Source organism: Aetokthonos hydrillicola CCALA 1050 (assembly GCF_017591665.1).
GTDB lineage: Bacteria > Cyanobacteriota > Cyanobacteriia > Cyanobacteriales > Nostocaceae > Aetokthonos > Aetokthonos hydrillicola.
Genome location: NZ_JAAKGC010000076.1, coordinates 15,490 through 32,804 on the forward strand (window position 1 = coordinate 15,490; position 17,315 = coordinate 32,804).

Here is a 17,315-nt window from a genome sequence, read left to right on the forward strand (position 1 = left end):
TTAACTTTAGTGGTGATATTAAAGTTGCCAGGAAAAATAAACAAAACTATCGTATCGATAGATCTGCCTATTGTTCCTGGCAGAGTGCTCAATTAGAGCGAGTTGATGATGTAGTCGATGTAGGAGTTGATTTCAAGTCCTGGGTCACCGCTTAAACCGTGGTTAGCCTTGATGTACTTGAGGGCTTCAGCATACCAGCTGGGAACCAATTCAAAGCGGCTATGCATTTCAGCTAAACCAGCCAATAAGTAATCATCAGCAGGACCTGTACCACCTGCGATCAAGCAGTATTGGACGATTCGGATATAGTAGCCGATGTCGCGTAAGCACTTGGCTTTACCACGAGCATCAGAAGCATAGTTGTTGCCTTCGAGGGTGGTGGTGTAGGGGAACTTCTGGTAAACCGCATTAGCAGCACCTTCCGCCAATTGTTGAGCTTTAGCACCCAGAGCCTTTGCTGCTTCTAAGTCAGCAGTAGCCAAACGCAAGCGACCAAAAGCCACTTGAAGTTCAACGTTGCCTAAGTAACGACCTTGAGAATCAGCAGATGCGACTGCTTCAGTCAATTGGGTTTTCATGATTAGTGATATCTCCCTAGAGTTTTAGAAAGTGTGAACTGGAAAAAACCTTAGTTTTAAAGAGGTTTAGCTTAAACTTTAAGCTTGCGAGTGACGGGATTTTAGCTTACTGCTGCTGCTGCGCGATCAAAGTAGCTGGATAATTCAGCAACCAAAGAGCTACAGTCACCTGGTGTGATGTTGTTGCGATCGTTAGCAATTGCAATAGCAGCTTCCTTCATCTTGAGGACACCGGTTGCCATGGAAGAGGTAGGAACACCTAAAGCCAAATAGGTTTCACGCAAACCGTTCAAGCAGCGATCATCCAGAACACTAGGATCTCCTAGGAATACCGCATAGGTGACGTAGCGCAGAATGATGTCTAGGTCACGTAGACAGGCAGAAACCCGACGGTTGGTGTAAGCATTGCCACCAGGAGCAATCAACTGGGGCTGCTCTGCAAACAAAGCACGACCTGCATCAGTCACAATCTTGGAAGAGTTACCTGTGATACGGTTCACAACGTCGGTGCGCTTTGCTCCATCCTTAACTACAGCCAACAGAGCGTCAATTTGAGCATTGCTGACTAGCTGACCTTGGGTATCAGCTTGGGAAACAACCTTGGTAAAGGCGTCTAACATTTATCCAGCCTCCTAACGTAAGTTATCTGATTACGAAAACTTCTATCTCTCTCGAGAGATTCAGTCCTAGTGATCTGTTTGTACAATGAGCCGGGATCAATTTGTATTACGATTTATTGAGTTCTTTACTACTTTTTACACAGATGTTTACAGAGCGTCGATTCAACCTTCAAAGTTAAACTCTGTAACGTTTTACCTGAGGAGTGCAGATTTGCAATCCCTCGCCCTTGTATAATCGGGACACCTGTTTTAACAGAAAGAATTCAGGATACAGGAGCCAGAATTCAGTATGGAATTCTGCCCAATTACTTCTGATTCCTGAATTCTGAACGCCAGATGCTCTATGCCGGGAAACCCGTCCACCGCACTGGCTCCTTCTGAATTCTGTTTTAAAGCACTGTAAGATTGGGAGTTTTTATAACTGTGGCTATTCCTCTTTTGGCTTATTCTCCTTCTTGTCCAAACCAGCGTGTAGATGCACTAGGCGCTCGGGACGATGAAGCTATCATTTATTCAACCGATGATCTCTTTACACCAGCAGAGATTGATAATCTCATCAATGCTGCCTATCGCCAGATTTTCTTTCATGCCTTCAAGTGGGACCGTGAGATTGTTTTAGAGTCTCAACTTCGTAACAGACAGATCACAGTTCGTGACTTCATCCGTGGATTGCTGCTTTCTAATACCTTCATCGACAGTTTTTATAACAAAAACAGTAATTATCGCTTTGTTGAACACTGTGTCCAAAAAGTTTTGGGACGCAAGGTTTACAGCAACGCAGAGAAGATTGCTTGGTCGGCAGTGGTTATGACAAAAGGGGTCAAGGGGTTTATTGAAGATCTCCTCAACAGTGAGGAATACATCGAGAACTTTGGTGAAAATACTGTTCCCTATCAGCGCCGTCGTATTCTGCCCAGCCGTGTTCTTGGTGAGACTCCCTTTAACATTACCACTCCTCGGTATGACGCTTACTATCGCGATAAATTGGGCTTCCCTCAAGGGATCTGGCAAGAAGCAGTCCGTACCTTCCGCTCCTACGACAAACAACCAAGAACTGGCGACCCCAGTTTGTTCCTCAAAATGGCAGAAACTATCAATCCCAGAGCCGGTAAGCCGAGTTTCACTTCCACCAGCAACATTGATATTGAGAAGTCAGTGCCTTATCGCGGTCGTTAAGTAAAAACTCATCCTTTGGGGATGGGCGATCGCTAACTACCAACAAAATTTAGTTTGTAGTTGCACTTTAGAGGCGCTAAAGTGCAACTACAGACTTTCGGATCTGGTTACAAAAATTTATATATAGAAATCCGGTTTAATTTATGAAAAAATTAACTCTTGTAAAGAGTATAAAAGGGAGCCAGGAGTAGGAAATATTCCTCTTTCATGCTTGGTGGTGAAACTTGTTTGATTGGGACTATCTTAGAAGAAGTAGACCAAACTCAAACTAACCGTATGGTCAACCCTACCATTACCATTCCCCCAACGTTTAAAGTCAGTCACGAGCAGTTCAAGGAACTAGCAGTTGTTAACCGTGATTTAAAACTAGAGAGAAGTGCTGCTGGAGAGCTAATTATTATGCCTCCTACCGGAAGCGAGACAAGCAATCGTAACATAAATATTGAAGGACAACTGTGGCTGTGGAACCGCAAAACAAAATTGGGTATGGTGTTTAACTCGTCTGGTGGATTTCATTTACCAAATGGAGCTGACCGCTCTCCTGATGCTTCTTGGGTAAAATTAGAAAGATGGGAAGCACTTACACCTGAACAAAGAGAAGGTTTTGCTCCGCTATGCCCAGATTTCGTTGTGGAATTAAGATCCCGATCTGATAGCATGGAAACATTGCGAGCAAAAATGACAGAATACATGGAAAATCAAGCTCGTTTAGGGTGGTTAATTGACCGGAAAAGTCGCAGGGTAGAAATATACAGACAAGGTCACGAAGTTGAAGTATTAGACAATCCTACCTCTTTATCAGGAGAAGACATCCTACCAGGATTTGTCTTGGACTTGACAGAAGTTTGGTAATGATCATCATGAAATTTTGTTCGTCGAATTTACCTGCGGGTATGGAAATTGATTTTGTTACCGACGATGTATCAGCGGCTTTTTTACGTGCGGTAGAAGCTGGTGCTGTCCCTGTTGCAGAACCTGAAATTAAGCCTTGGGGAAAAACGATCGCATACGTCCGTGATTTGGATGGAATTCTTATTGCACTTGCTAGTTAAAAATAAATACACATATTTTATTATAATAATTTTAAGTAATATCACGCAAGTATTTTCACTGTTTACGAAGTGACTATATTTCATAGAAAATTTAAAAAGAAAAAAATCAGTACTTGATAAAATTAGAGATAATCCAAAATTAGTCACGTAGTCTGGCGAACTAGATCAGTAATCAATTGATTTTAGTAATATTAGGGGTTGCATAAATAATACAGAGTAGTTGATAACCGTAGTAATACGGCGCAAACCGGAGAAATCTGGAATGCTACTACACTAGATCCTGCGGAAGCCTGTCGTTCTACAAAAAAAGTGTAGATACGGTTCTTGAGGATTCCGTACAATGTCTGGTGGCTTATTGTTCTAGACTGCTATAGCATTTTTCATGGTGTGAGGATCTGCAAGTGGTTGAATTTGTAAACAAAAAAGAGAAACTGTGTCAGGGTTCATTATTAGATCCCAGCAAAGAGGTATTTGGTAATTGGGAAAATAGTTATGCATTTCATATCCAGCAGAATCTTCTGAATGTTGTACGCCAGTTTATAACGATCGCGCTCACCAATGCCAAAACACTCAAAGCTTTAAAAGAAAAAGAGCAGCAGTTAGCCAGACAAAATGAAATTTTGCTACAGAAAAACCGCGAACTTGAACAAAAACAACAGCAAATAAATCTACAAAAACTGGAAATTTTAGAAGCGCAACAGATAAAAGACCAGTTTATAAGTAATACATCTCATGAACTACGCACACCTCTAAATATTATTTTAGGTTTATCGCAAGTGTTATTGCGTCAACGCAATTCGAGCCTGTCGCAAAAGCAACAAGACATGGTGCAAAGAATTCTCAATAATGGCAACCAATTATTAGCGAAAATTGATGATTTGCTTTACTTTAATAAAGTAGAAACTGGTTACGTATCGTTTAAATTAGAAGAATTAAGCCTCACTAATTTGATAGTGAAAGCTATCAACGAACACATCTTTACGGCCGAGAAAAAAAAATTAAGTTTAAATTTTAATATTAATCTTGAAAATCCAATCATTGTCAATGATGCTATTAGACTGAAACAGATTGTTAATAGGCTGTTAGCAAATGCTATAAAATTTACAGAAACTGGTTCTATAGAAGTTAAAGTGTGGGAAATCTCTAAAGATAGAATAGCGATCGCAGTCATCGATAGTGGTATAGGTATTGCTGAATCCGACTTAGAGAAGATTTTTGAGCAATTCTGCCAAGTAGATCAGACAACTACACGCAAATATAGCGGTACTGGTTTAGGGTTGGCGATTACTAAATCATTAGTGGAAATATTACAAGGTACAATTAGCGTTACGAGTACCCTAGGTCAGGGTTCAACTTTTGTAATCGAATTACCAAGATTTGTTAAAAACAAGTTGTCTTAACTATTACAGGGAACGGACGCAAAGCTACCTTCTAAAAAGGTTAAATCATTTTTTATTTCTCGCCTAGTGTACCACTGTGTTAAGGTTTAAGTAGCATTGTAGTTCACCTCCATGGGAGTTATCTATTAGGAGGATAAAGCAAAATGCCCGTACACGATATTATCGTCATCGGAGCGTCAGCAGGCGGAGTTGAAGCGCTGAGTTATCTGGTAAGCAAGTTACCGCAAAATTTGAATGCTAGTCTATTTGTAGTACTTCATGTACCATCCCACGGCACCAGTGTTCTACCACGAATTCTAAGCAGAGCAGGAGTTTTGCCGGTATCTCATGCGAAAGATGCCGAACCAATTGTTAAAGGGCACATTTATGTTGCTCCGCCCGATTACCATTTACTAGTTAAACCTAAATATATCACTTTATCTCGGGGTCCCAGAGAAAACGGTCATCGTCCAGCAATCGACCCATTATTTCGTACAGCAGCACGAGGGTACGGGGAGAGAGTGGTTGGTGTTGTGCTAACAGGGTCGCTAGATGATGGTACAGCAGGACTGAAGGCAGTAAAAATCCGACATGGTCGTGCGGTGGTTCAAAGTCCCGAGGATGCAATGTATCCTGGAATGCCTCTTAGTGCTGTCCAAAATGTAGATAATATTGATTACATCTTACCGTTATCTGAAATACCAAATATTTTAATAAATTTAGCTTCTACGCCTGTAGAAGAAAAAGAACAAAACCCCAGTCCTGGAGAATTAGAAGAGGCTCCTATTATAAAAAATAATCCACCTGATAATGATCACTAATAATCATTTGACACTCTCCGCTCTAAAGAGACGGAGATTCTTAAGACCATGAGCGTCTTAATATCCTGCTTTCACAGGTTACGCACCGCTCAATACGTTTGCCTTGAAGGCGTACTGATAAGCCAGTGCGTTGGACGGGTTTCCCGGCTTGAAGCACAGCCGCGTGTCTCCTCAAGAGTGTTTTAGGCGTGACTTCCTCCCAGTGCGGGAGTAGGTTTTATTTAAATGTCTTTTACTGACATATCCAGACTTTAACACAAAGCCGCCCTAAAATGACGGGGTTTTAAACCCAAATTTTTTGATAAATTTTCTTAACCGAACCGTATTGAGGGTATTCCCACCTATTGTAAGGGCGTAGCCTCCCTATTCTTGCAGAGTATGCCAGAAAGCCCCTACAAGTTGGAAATCAGCATTATCCGTTAGTATACATGATATTCAATTTGTTTTGCTGGGGGAATTTTTTTGTGTCAAATCACATAGCACAATTTTTATATATTTAGTCAATATACTTTAAATTATGAAAATTTAAAATCAGCTATTAATTAAAAACCTGAAATTATGACTTCTAAAGAAACGAATCCAGAACTAGAAAATCTTTTAGAGTACATTAAAGCTAACCGGGGTTTTGATTTTAAAAACTATAAACGTACGAGTTTAAGCCGTCGTATTGGTAAGCGTATGCAATTTCTTGGTCTGGAAAGCTACAGTGAATTTCTTGATTACTTGGAAGTACACCCAGATGAATTTGTTAAGTTATTTAACATAATTTTAATCAACGTCACTGCTTTCTTTAGAGACCCAGAAGCCTGGCAGTACGTAGCTAATGAAATTATGCCCCGGATTGTTGCCCAAAAACATCCTAACAAACCAATTCGGGTATGGAGTGCAGGATGTGCTTCTGGAGAGGAAACCTACTCTGTAGCTATGCTATTGGCTGAAGCTTTAGGTATGGAGCAGTATTCATCGCGAGTTAAAGTTTTCGCCACCGATGTGGATGTGGAAGCTCTCAATCATGCTCGTCAGGGAAATTATAGCGTTAAGGACGTTCAAGGAGTGCCTCATAACTTGCTAGAAAAATACTTTGAGCAGGTTAATGGTGTCTACACAGTCCAGAAAGAGCTGCGTCGCTGCGTGATCTTTGGTCGTCACAATTTAGCTCAAGATGCACCCATATCCAGAATCGATTTGCTCATTTGCCGTAATACCCTAATTTACTTAAACACAGAAACTCAATCTAAAATTTTAGATCGATTTCACTTCGCTTTAAATGACGCTGGGTTTCTATTTTTAGGAAAAGCAGAAATGTTGTTTACTCGTAACCATTACTTTATACCCATTGATTTAAGGCTTCGTGTTTTTACTAAGAATTCCCATGGTGACATGCGTGATCTGCTTTTTAATATGGTTCAGTTACAAAATCAGCAGCCTGCTCTTGAAATGGAGGACCAGGTGTGGATTCACGAAGCTGCTTTCGAGATTGATCCAGTTGCCCAAATTGTTGTAGATCTGAACAATTCAGTGTTGCTAGCCAACTTCCAAGCGCAGACACTGTTTAATATCCATCCTAAAGATTTGGGTCGCCCGTTGCAAGAGTTGGAGCTTTTTTACAGACCAGTAGAGTTGGGTTCGGGCATTGAGCAAGTTCACAAGAGTTGTCGCGCTGTCACTTTAAAAGATATTGAATGGTTTAAGTCCGAAAGGGAATTGAGATACTTTGACGTGCAGATTCTACCTTTATTAAAGGGCAACACTAAGAATCTGTTAGGCGTAAAGATTATTTTCGATGATGTTACATGTTTTAATCAACTTCAAGAGGATCTCGTAAATACTAACCAGGAGTTGGAAACAGCTTATGAAGAACTGCAATCGACTGTGGAGGAGTTAGAAACCACTAATGAGGAACTTCAGTCTACTGTAGAGGAGCTAGAAACCACTAACGAGGAACTTCAATCTACCAACGAAGAATTAGAAACAATGAATGAAGAGTTGCAATCCACTAACGAAGAATTGCAATCAATTAATGAAGAACTGCGCCACCGTAGTGACGAACTTAACAGAGTCAACAGCTTTTTTGAATCGATTCTCACAAGTCTTCGTGCTGGAGTAGTAGTTCTCAGTTCAGATTTACTTATCTTGATTTGGAATCGCAAAGCCCGGGATTTGTGGGGTTTACACTCTGATGAAGTTGTTTTGCAGCATTTTTTCAGCTTGGATATTGGTCTCCCGCTTGAACCACTCAGACAACCTATACAGGCTATTATAACCAGAGAACAGCAATTTTACCAAGTGGTCTTGAATGCCAGAAACCGTCGTGGTAAAGCAGTCCTCTGCCAAATCACTTGCACTCCATTAATCGCTACAGGGTTAGAAATCCAGGGAGTTATACTATTAATGGAGGAACATGAGCAAGATAATGAGCCATTCAGCGCTAATGACTGATGACCATAGATAGAGTCTAGATCAAGTTTTGCCCAAATACACTGTAAGTAGCTTTATGGGTAAAGGGGGTAAGAATGTGAATCTAGATAAGTTTGCACAGCAGATTGATCAGGTGCGCCAGCGTACAGAGACGCTAGATCAACATGTTAGTGAATCATCCTTAGCACGACAAGATTTGCTGGCGCAAGCTTTAGATAGACTCAAAGTTGCTCTGGAAGAATTGCACTCAGCTGAAGAAGAGCTGCTTGTGCAAAACGAGGAGCTAGCAAATGCTCAAAAATTAATAGAACAAGAGCGACAACGCTACCAAGAACTATTCGACTTTGCTCCAGATGGGTATTTGGTAACAGATTGCGACGGAAAAATCTTAGAAGCTAATCGGGCAGCTGTTAACTTGCTCAAAGTTTCTAAAAAAATGCTCACAGGCAAACTAGTCATCAACTTTATTCTGAATGAAGATCGCCGAGCCTTTCGTACCCAACTGCTGCAACTCCGTAAGATGGGACAAATCCAGGAGTGGGAAGTCCGTCTGCAACCACGTCAAGATGAGCAATTTTGCTGCTCGATCAATGTAGCCACTGTATACGATCACGAAGATAACCCATTAGGTTTGCGCTGGTTATTGCGCGACATTACAGCACGCAAGCAAGCAGAAGAACAACTGGGCTCGATTCAACTCCAGAATTTACAATTACAAGAAGCCACACGGATAAAGTCCCAGTTTATGTCGGTGATGTCTCACGAATTGCGTACCCCAATGAATGCTATTTTGGGGTTTTCTCAATTATTATTGCGCCGCTATTACCATTTGTTCCCGCCTGAATTAAGAACTATGGTAGAAAAAATTATCAACAGTGGTAAACATTTACTGGCACTGATCGAGGATATACTTGACTTCTCAGCATTAGAGGCAGGTAAGGTAGATCTACAACTGCAAGAATTTAACTTAGTTGATCTGGTAACAACGACTACACAACAATTGCATTTTCTTGCTGAGCAGAAAAACTTAACTTTGGCTGTTCATACAGAAATCGAAAACCCGCTAATTGTAAATGATAGCGATCGCGTACGGCAAATTTTAGTTAACCTGCTTTCCAATGCCATTAAGTTTACAGACGGTGGTGGCATACTTATAGAATTGCAGGAACTAAATCAAGACAGACTTACACTAACTGTCAGAGATACAGGTATTGGCATACCAGAAGCCGAATTAAAAAATATTTTTCAAGGATTTTGGCAATTAAATCAGTCTACAACACGCAAATATGGTGGCACAGGTTTGGGACTGGCAATTGTAGATAAATTGCTCCGTTTGATGAATGGAACCATCACTGTCGAAAGTAAACAAGATCAAGGTTCAACCTTTCGTGTCGTTTTGCCAAGACAAGTCAAAAAATCAGCGTCTGAATAGGGTGTAGGGTGTGGATACCTTACACCCTACACCCTTTGAACGACAGCAGCCTTCTTTCGTAGCAAAATTGCCATCCTCTATCAAAAGGTATAATAATCGTGTAGCAGCATGTCAGCCAGGATACCTTCTTGGCATGAAAAAACTAAATCTCTTATGTCAATACCTATGTCAGAATTATGGGCGAATTTTTTTAGCAGCGGATCATTTATTCCACATGGGCATTGCTATCTATGGAGAACTGATTTAGTTTGGCTACACATAATTTCGGATGCTCTAACAGCGATCGCGTACTACTCTATACCAGCTATTTTATTCTACTTTGTCTACAAACGGCGAGATCTCCCTTTTTCTTCGATTTTTCTGCTATTTAGTTTATTTATTGTAGCTTGTGGCACCACCCACATAATGGATATTTGGACACTGTGGTACCCAACGTATTGGTTATCAGGGTCGATCAAAGCTATAACTGCAATTGTATCTATGTTTACTGCCGTAGAGCTTCTACCCTTAGTTCCACAAGCTCTAGCACTTAAAAGTCCTGCTCAGTTAGAACAACTGAACCAAGAGCTTCAAATACAAATAGCAGAGCGGTTGCGTTTTGAGGAAGAACTGAAAAAATATCAAAATCATTTAGAGGAGTTGGTTAGTCTTCGCACTAAAGAGATTACCAAGGCTAATGAGCAATTACAACATAGTGAGGAGCAGTATCGTTACTTGGTAGAGGCTATTCCCAAACTGCTATGGACAACTGATATTAACGGCGAATGTAACTATTGTAATCATAAATGGTGCGAGTACACTGGGCTAACATTGGAACAGAGTTCGGGTTTTGGTTGGTTAGCAGCATTGCATCCAGATGACGCACAACATGCCTATGAGGTGTGGTGGTCTGATGCTATAAAAACCGGCACTTTATGCGAAAATGAGTATCGATTCAAACAAGCTTGTGATAACTCCTATCGCTGGCACTTAGTGCGAGGCTTGCCGATTAAGGACGAGCAAGGTCGTGTCGTCAAGTGGTTAGGAATTTGTACTGATATCGAAGCACAAAAACAAATACAACAAGAACGCGCCCACCTACTGGAATTAGAACAAGCAGCAAGAGCTAAAGCAGAAACAGCCAATCGAATTAAGGATGAATTCCTAGCGGTTCTCTCCCATGAGCTACGCACGCCCCTGAACTCAATTCTCGGTTGGTCTAAGTTATTGCAAAACCCCAAGCTTGACCAAACAAAGAAATCTCAAGCAATCTCAACAATCGAGCGTAATGCGAATTTACAAGTTCAACTTATTGAAGATTTACTGGATATCTCGAAAATTTTACAAGGAAAGTTAACGCTCAATCTAGCAAGTATTAACTTAGAATATATAATATTATCCGTAATAGAGACATTACGTTTTGCCGCAGAAAGCAAGTCGATTCAAATCAATACAGTTTTTGAACCGAATATAGGGAAACTGATGGGAGATTCGACTCGTTTGCAACAAGTTGTTTGGAATCTTCTTTCCAATGCTATCAAGTTTACACCTAATGGTGGAACTGTAGAAGTAAGACTGTTATCACAAAAAAAGGCTGATAATAATTCTCACTCACCAAGTGTAGATTATGCTGAAATAGTTGTCACTGATACAGGTAAGGGGATTAGCTCTGAATTTTTGCCTTACGTGTTTGATTACTTTCGGCAAGCTGACACTGGTACTACCAGAAGATTTGGTGGATTAGGGTTGGGACTGGCTATTGCGCGTAATATAGTTGAAATGCATGGTGGAACTGTCAAAGCAGACAGTCTTGGCGAGGATCAGGGAGCAACATTTATTGTTAGGTTACCACTTGTTCAAAATGAAAGCTCAAGTGAGACTGATGAACAAGAGCAGCCATCGTCTTTAGCTGAAAATTCCTTCTCTTTGGCTAACAAGCAGATTTTAGTTGTTGATGATGATGCTGATTCGCGAGATTTTGTTGCTTTCGTCTTAGAGCAAGACGGTGCAGAGGTTATTGCAGTTTCTTCGGGATATGAGGCTTTAGAACTTCTAGAACAGTCAAAAAAGTTAGATATATTGATCAGCGATATCAGTATGCCAGGTATGGATGGCTATATGTTAATCCGTCAAGTCAGAAGCTTGACACCAGAACAAGGAGGAGAAATTCCTGCGATCGCCCTCACTGCGTTTGCTAGACAGTACGATCAGGAGCAAGCACTCGCATCAGGCTTTCAAATACATTTATCTAAGCCTATTGACTCAGAAAAATTAGTTGCCGCCGTGGAAAGACTTTTGATTAAGAAATAAGTATTTTATCAAAAAACTTGGCATAATTAATGTTCGCAGAATATACTGTGGTAATTAAGCTACAACAATTTATGACGTTTACTTACCAGGGTTATTTAATAGAGATTCTACCAACCAAAAACTCCAGATGGAGAGGATATATTTGGCATTTTGGTGAAAAGGGAGTGGTTCATACTCCAGATTGTAACTATCCTGAGATAGCAAGAAAAAAAGCAATTAATTTGGTGGATTTACAAGCTAGTTAGAGGATGGGGCATGGGGCATGGGGCATGGGTTGTTTTTAATTAATCCTGCTCCCCTGCTCCCCCTGTTCCCTACCCCCTGACTTTTGACTTTTGACTTTTGACTTTTGACTTCCCCCCAGGGGCTACTCCCTCTGCGCTATTCTCAACTTAGCAGAACGAGAACGAGGGTTATCGTCAATTTCTTCCTCTGCAGCAGTAATTGGCTTTTTTGTCAATACTCGCAATGATGGTGAGTTGCGGAAACCATGCTTTACTATGCGGTCTTCAAGACTATGAAAGCTGATAATAGCGATTCTACCGCCTGGGATAAGGGCTTTTGGGGCTTGATCAATAAAAGTTTCTAGAGATTTTAACTCGTCGTTAACGACAATTCGCAAAGCTTGGAAAACACGGGTGGCGGGGTGAATTCTGCCGTGACGGTATTTGGGAGAGACACAATATGCGATCGCGTTCGCTAACTCTAAAGTCGTGTGAAAAGGACGTTTTTCCACAATACGTCTAGCCATTCGCCTTGATAATCGTTCCTCACCGTATCTAAAAAAAATATCTGCTAATTCAATTTCATCTGAGTTATTTATAATATCAGCAGCCGTCAGAGATTGGCGCTGATCCATCCGCATATCAAGACTAGCTTCGTGGCGAAAACTAAAACCTCGCTCTGGCGTATCAAGATGGTAAGAACTCACGCCTAGGTCTGCGATTATACCATCAAAAGTTTCCTCCTGAAACTTTTGAGCAGCAAAATTGGTAAGAATAAATTTTACACGGTTATTGTACTCAAAAAGTTCCTTTTTCGCTGCTAAAAGAGCCTGCTCATCTTGGTCAAGCGCAGTAACTCGCACATCTGGTGCAGCTTCTAAAATCAGGCGACTATGACCACCACCGCCTACTGTCGCATCCAAATAATGCCCACCAGGACGAACTGCTAAACCCTCAATAACCTCCCGACTCAAAACCGGAATATGGGAAAAGGTTGATTCTTCTAGATCAAGTAGGGTTTCGCGATCGCTATTCATAACAAAGTTGAAATCAACGGTTTAGTTAAACAAATAAGACTTGTCTTCTGCAAGCCCTATCCGCCTGGCGGTGGCGTTATTGACTTCTTCAGCATAGCTCCTTAGCTGCCTTCTTAACGGATTTTCCTGGTTGTATATCAATATAATGGGACTAATGGCTTAAAAATTAAACACCTTGATCAATCCGCAGACCCTACTTGCGGTATTTCAGTGTGTTTACAGTAAATGCATCTGAGTATTGAGGGTTGACTCCACAAGTGTTCACAAAGGGGAGATTACTAAATTAATGGCAAGACTAGAAACTAGAACCGAACCAATGGTGCTCAATATGGGTCCTCATCACCCCTCAATGCACGGGGTTATGCGGCTCATTGTCACCTTAGATGGTGAGGATGTTATTGATTGTGAACCGGTAATCGGCTACCTACACCGGGGAATGGAAAAAATTGCGGAGAACCGCACCAACGTTATGTACGTTCCCTACGTAAGTCGCTGGGACTACGCAGCGGGAATGTTCAACGAAGCTGTGACTGTTAACGCACCAGAAAAACTGGCAAATATTCCTGTTCCCAAACGCGCTAGTTATATTCGCGTTATTATGTTGGAGTTGAATCGCATTGCCAATCACTTGCTATGGTTTGGTCCATTCTTAGCTGACGTTGGCGCTCAAACTCCTTTCTTTTACCAGTTCCGTGAACGAGAAATGATTTATGACCTGTGGGAAGCCGCCACAGGTTATCGAATGGTTAATAATAACTACTTCCGTATTGGTGGTGTAGCTGCTGACTTACCCTACGGTTGGGTTGACAAGTGCTTAGACTTCTGCGACTACTTCTTGCCTAAAGTAGATGAATATGAGCGCTTAGTTACCAATAACCCTATCTTCCGTCGTCGTGTTGAGGGTATTGGTACTATCACCCGTGAAGAAGCAATTAACTGGGGTCTATCTGGACCAATGTTACGTGCTTCGGGAGTGAAATGGGATCTCAGAAAAGTTGACCATTATGAATGTTACGACGACTTTGACTGGGAAGTACACTGGGAAACAGCAGGTGATTGCTTAGCTCGTTATTTCGTGCGGATGCGAGAAATGCGCGAGTCTGTTAAGATTATTCGTCAAGCAATCGCAGGATTACCAGGTGGACCTTTTGAAAACCTAGAAGCCAAGAGAATGGCCGCTGGTAAAAAATCTGAGTGGGACGGTTTTGATTACCAGTATATTAGTAAGAAAGTTGCCCCCACCTTCAAGATTCCTAAAGGCGAAATCTACTCGCGAGTAGAAAGTGGCAAAGGTGAATTAGGTATTTATTTGATCGGCGATGATAACGTTTTTCCTTGGCGTTGGAAAATTCGTGCTGCCGATTTCAATAACGTCCAAATTCTCCCTCATTTACTCCGAGGCGTAAAAGTTGCAGACGTCGTGGTCATTTTAGGTAGTATCGATATCATCATGGGTTCAGTAGACAGATAACCATTGTAGGGTGCGTTACGGCTTGCTATAACGCACCTAACTTGACTGCTTAGGATATTCTGAATCCTGAATTTTCAATTCTGACTCCTGATTTGACTTAGTACCCAGGAAGTGGGAAGCTATTTTAGATTGCCAGATACTTCAACGTTAGAACCGCTACAAAATATGCCACCACTACAACAAGACGAACCCTCATTTCCACTCCCTACTACTGGTAATTGGTACTTACTCAACGTTCGCTCCAAAAAACGGGAATCGTTTTTGAAGTATTTAAATCTTGCTATTGCTCAACACAATTTACAAGAAGTCATCCTAGAAGTCCAAATTCCACAAGACAAAGTTTACGAAGATATCGTTTTGGTGAATTTAAGCAACTTTAATATAGCAAATTCTGAACTAAAAAAAGTTGAGCATTTTCAAAGTATTCAGCGTAAACCATTATCTCTACAACAAGTCAGTCGCATGATCCGAACAGAATAATTTAATTGGATAAAATCTAAAGTTGTCAGCGAAGTTTTGACTCAATGCATGGTAAATTGCGTCAATAGCCCTTTGCTGCGTCCTTTTGCACCCTTGCAAACAGTAAACATAAAAATAGCTTATTACTTATCTTCAAGAGTGTGATAGATTCAGCATATTTTATTCTGTGAATATGAAGATACTAAATCCTATCACAAAAGAAATACAAAATCTATACAAATATATTAAATTTTTCTAAAAAATAGAGAAGATCCTCTGAAATATGAAATATACCTCTTTATAAGAGTCAATAGATCTGGGTGAGAAACACAAATCATTCAGCGAGAAGTTATTGACTACTTTTTGAGTTATTGAGATAAGTTTAATTCAACTAAAGATTTTTATGTTGGAACGTAGAGCGGGTGTTGAGATTTCTAACTCTCAAGGAACACAAAATTTCTTTGTAGTTGGCATTGGAGCATCCGCAGGAGGGCTTCAGCCTCTAGAAGAGTTTTTCGAGCATATGCCTATCGATAGTGGGGCTGCTTTTGTAGTGATTCAACACCTCTCCCCAGATTTTAAAAGCCTCATGAAGGAATTACTAGAGCGGCGCACCGGTATGACTATCTATCGGGCAACAGAAGGAATGCAATTAGAACCAAACACGGTGTATCTCAATCCTCCTGGTAAAAATTTAGTTGTGGAAAACCACCGGATACATTTACTAAACCAGGAAGGTAGAAATTACCACGGATTGAACCTTCCTATTGATATCTTTTTAGAATCTTTGGCTAAAAATTATAATGAGCAAGCTATTGGCATAATTCTATCGGGAACAGGTACTGATGGCACAAATGGCTTGAAGGCAATTAAAAAAGCTGGCGGTTTTACTATGGTGCAAGAACCCGATACAGCCGAATTTGCTGCAATGCCGCGTGCAGCGATCGCTACAGGAATGGTTGATCGATCTGTATCTCCGCAACAATTGGCACAGATAACTAATCAGTTAGTGCGATCGCGCAAAACCCCAAATACATTAAGTCCAGAAACAACAGCTTTCTTTAACTCTCATAACTTAGAGCGTATTACCGAGATCATTGGCGAGGAAGATGATACTGATTTTTCCCATTATAAAACCAGTACTTTATTGCGACGCATCGAGCGTAGATATCTCATTACTGGTTGCAATGAGGTTGATGAATTTATTCACTTATTAGAAACCTCAGCCCAAGAGCGATCTATTTTGCGTAGCGAGATACTAATTCACGTTACTCAATTTTTCCGAGATCAACCAGCTTGGGATTTCCTCGAAGCCGAGGTGATTCCTCAATTAATCGCTAAAGTCCCTCCTCAGGAGGAGCTACGTTGTTGGGTAACAGCTTGTGCTACGGGAGAGGAAGCTTATTCTTTAGCCATACTTTTAGACGAAGCTATAGCTAAGTCGGATAAACCAGTAAAATTTAAAATTTTTGCGACTGATATTGATAAAGGCGCTTTAGAAAAAGCGATTCATGGTATTTATCCTGAGACTATTATCAACAATATTAGCCCTGAACGATTAGAAAATTACTTCGTCTATAAAAATAACTCTTTGCAAGTGATTCGTCACTTAAGAGAGAAACTATTATTTGCATCTCACGATTTGACAAAAGATGCGGCTTTTACTCGCATGAATTTAATTAGTTGTCGTAATGTCTTAATTTATCTACAATCGGATTTACAACAACAAGTATTGCGAAATCTTCATTTTTCTTTAGCATCTAAAGGTATTCTGTTTTTAGGCGAAGCTGAAACTCTTGGTCAGATAGAATCTGAATTTCAACCGCTTCATAATAAACAAAAAATTTATCAAAAGTCTAGGGATATTAAATTACCTGTAACCTATAAAGGAATTGAAAATCATCGTCGTTTATCTCAACCCTTTTCTTTATCTCAAAACTGTGATAGGAATCGTATTGAACCTATGCTCGAGAGAGTCTTTAGTAGTTTTTTGTCTAAAAATAAAGCAACCTGCTTTTTAGTAGATCGAGACCATAAAATTTTTCATATTTTCAACGATAGTTTAGAAGTATTAAAATTACCTTTAGGTAGAACAAAAACTGACGTTACAAAACTGGTTCCTTCTAATTTACAACTGCCTTTAACTACTGCCCTACATCGTGCTAAGCGAGATTTTTGTAAAGTATGTTATGCAGGTATAAAATTAGATAAAAAATCTATAAATTCTAATATCAACTGGAGTTTGGACTAATCCGGTTTCGACCAGCAGTTAACAAGCAAGGGCAGGACAGAGGGACTCAACTTCAAATTTGAAGCTGAGTCAAGCGGCAGGATCAAGAAATTAGCCGAAACTAAGCAG

Annotated in this window: 14 protein-coding genes and 1 pseudogene; 12 read left to right on the forward strand and 3 right to left on the reverse strand. The window is 40.5% G+C overall.

Going from position 1 to position 17,315, the window contains the following annotated elements:
* Positions 1–92: 92 nt before the first annotated feature.
* Entirely contained in the window at positions 93–578 is a 486-nt protein-coding gene (locus G4P69_RS27465; protein WP_208346787.1) for a globin family protein, read from the reverse strand.
* 101 nt (positions 579–679) lie between these two features.
* Positions 680–1,198, reverse strand: coding sequence for a phycocyanin subunit beta (locus G4P69_RS27470; RefSeq protein ID WP_208352564.1), 519 nt, complete (start codon positions 1,196–1,198; stop codon positions 680–682).
* A gap of 423 nt (positions 1,199–1,621) precedes the next feature.
* On the opposite strand from G4P69_RS27470, the gene G4P69_RS27475 reads away from it, so the two are divergent.
* From G4P69_RS27475 to G4P69_RS27515, 9 genes and pseudogenes are all read left to right on the forward strand, one after another.
* A complete protein-coding gene (locus G4P69_RS27475; RefSeq protein WP_208352566.1) occupies positions 1,622–2,374 on the forward strand; it encodes a phycobilisome rod-core linker polypeptide in 753 nt (250 codons plus the stop codon).
* A 276-nt stretch (positions 2,375–2,650) separates the two neighbouring features.
* Positions 2,651–3,226 carry a Uma2 family endonuclease gene (locus G4P69_RS27480; RefSeq protein WP_208352590.1) on the forward strand — a complete coding sequence of 192 codons (576 nt, stop codon included), beginning with the start codon at positions 2,651–2,653 and terminating at the stop codon, positions 3,224–3,226.
* Positions 3,226–3,426, forward strand: a complete 201-nt coding sequence (locus tag G4P69_RS27485; RefSeq protein WP_208352568.1) for a VOC family protein — start codon at positions 3,226–3,228, stop codon at positions 3,424–3,426. The genes G4P69_RS27480 and G4P69_RS27485 overlap by 1 nt, the downstream gene beginning before the upstream one ends.
* A gap of 401 nt (positions 3,427–3,827) precedes the next feature.
* The gene (locus G4P69_RS27490) at positions 3,828–4,826 is read left to right on the forward strand and encodes a sensor histidine kinase (RefSeq protein ID WP_208352571.1); all 999 of its coding nucleotides are present in this window, start codon (positions 3,828–3,830) and stop codon (positions 4,824–4,826) included.
* A gap of 143 nt (positions 4,827–4,969) precedes the next feature.
* Positions 4,970–5,581: pseudogene (locus G4P69_RS27495) on the forward strand (chemotaxis protein CheB); the annotation flags it as partial.
* A gap of 603 nt (positions 5,582–6,184) precedes the next feature.
* Complete coding sequence (locus G4P69_RS27500; RefSeq protein ID WP_208352582.1) at positions 6,185–8,065, forward strand: CheR family methyltransferase; 1,881 nt, start codon at positions 6,185–6,187, stop codon at positions 8,063–8,065.
* Between the two features lie 76 nt (positions 8,066–8,141).
* Positions 8,142–9,476 carry a PAS domain-containing sensor histidine kinase gene (locus G4P69_RS27505; protein WP_208352587.1) on the forward strand — a complete coding sequence of 445 codons (1,335 nt, stop codon included), beginning with the start codon at positions 8,142–8,144 and terminating at the stop codon, positions 9,474–9,476.
* A gap of 165 nt (positions 9,477–9,641) precedes the next feature.
* Positions 9,642–11,765 carry a hybrid sensor histidine kinase/response regulator gene (locus G4P69_RS27510; RefSeq protein ID WP_208345400.1) on the forward strand — a complete coding sequence of 708 codons (2,124 nt, stop codon included), beginning with the start codon at positions 9,642–9,644 and terminating at the stop codon, positions 11,763–11,765.
* Positions 11,766–11,794: 29 nt separating this feature from the next.
* Positions 11,795–12,010 (forward strand): hypothetical protein, encoded by a 216-nt coding sequence (locus tag G4P69_RS27515; RefSeq protein ID WP_208345398.1) that lies wholly within the window; start codon positions 11,795–11,797, stop codon positions 12,008–12,010.
* A 122-nt stretch (positions 12,011–12,132) separates the two neighbouring features.
* Here the strand turns inward: G4P69_RS27515 and rsmH are convergent, their stop codons facing one another.
* Positions 12,133–13,026 carry a 16S rRNA (cytosine(1402)-N(4))-methyltransferase RsmH gene (gene rsmH / locus G4P69_RS27520; protein WP_208352588.1) on the reverse strand — a complete coding sequence of 298 codons (894 nt, stop codon included), beginning with the start codon at positions 13,024–13,026 and terminating at the stop codon, positions 12,133–12,135.
* A 286-nt stretch (positions 13,027–13,312) separates the two neighbouring features.
* Here rsmH and G4P69_RS27525 point away from each other — a divergent pair, with 286 nt between their 5' ends.
* The 3 genes from G4P69_RS27525 to G4P69_RS27535 all read left to right on the forward strand — a co-directional run bounded on the left by G4P69_RS27525 (position 13,313) and on the right by G4P69_RS27535 (position 17,207).
* A complete protein-coding gene (locus G4P69_RS27525; protein ID WP_208345416.1) occupies positions 13,313–14,497 on the forward strand; it encodes an NAD(P)H-quinone oxidoreductase subunit H in 1,185 nt (394 codons plus the stop codon).
* 129 nt (positions 14,498–14,626) lie between these two features.
* Entirely contained in the window at positions 14,627–14,977 is a 351-nt protein-coding gene (locus tag G4P69_RS27530; protein ID WP_243902707.1) for a chromosome segregation ATPase, read from the forward strand.
* A gap of 382 nt (positions 14,978–15,359) precedes the next feature.
* A complete protein-coding gene (locus G4P69_RS27535; protein WP_208352589.1) occupies positions 15,360–17,207 on the forward strand; it encodes a chemotaxis protein CheB in 1,848 nt (615 codons plus the stop codon).
* Positions 17,208–17,315: the final 108 nt, after the last annotated feature.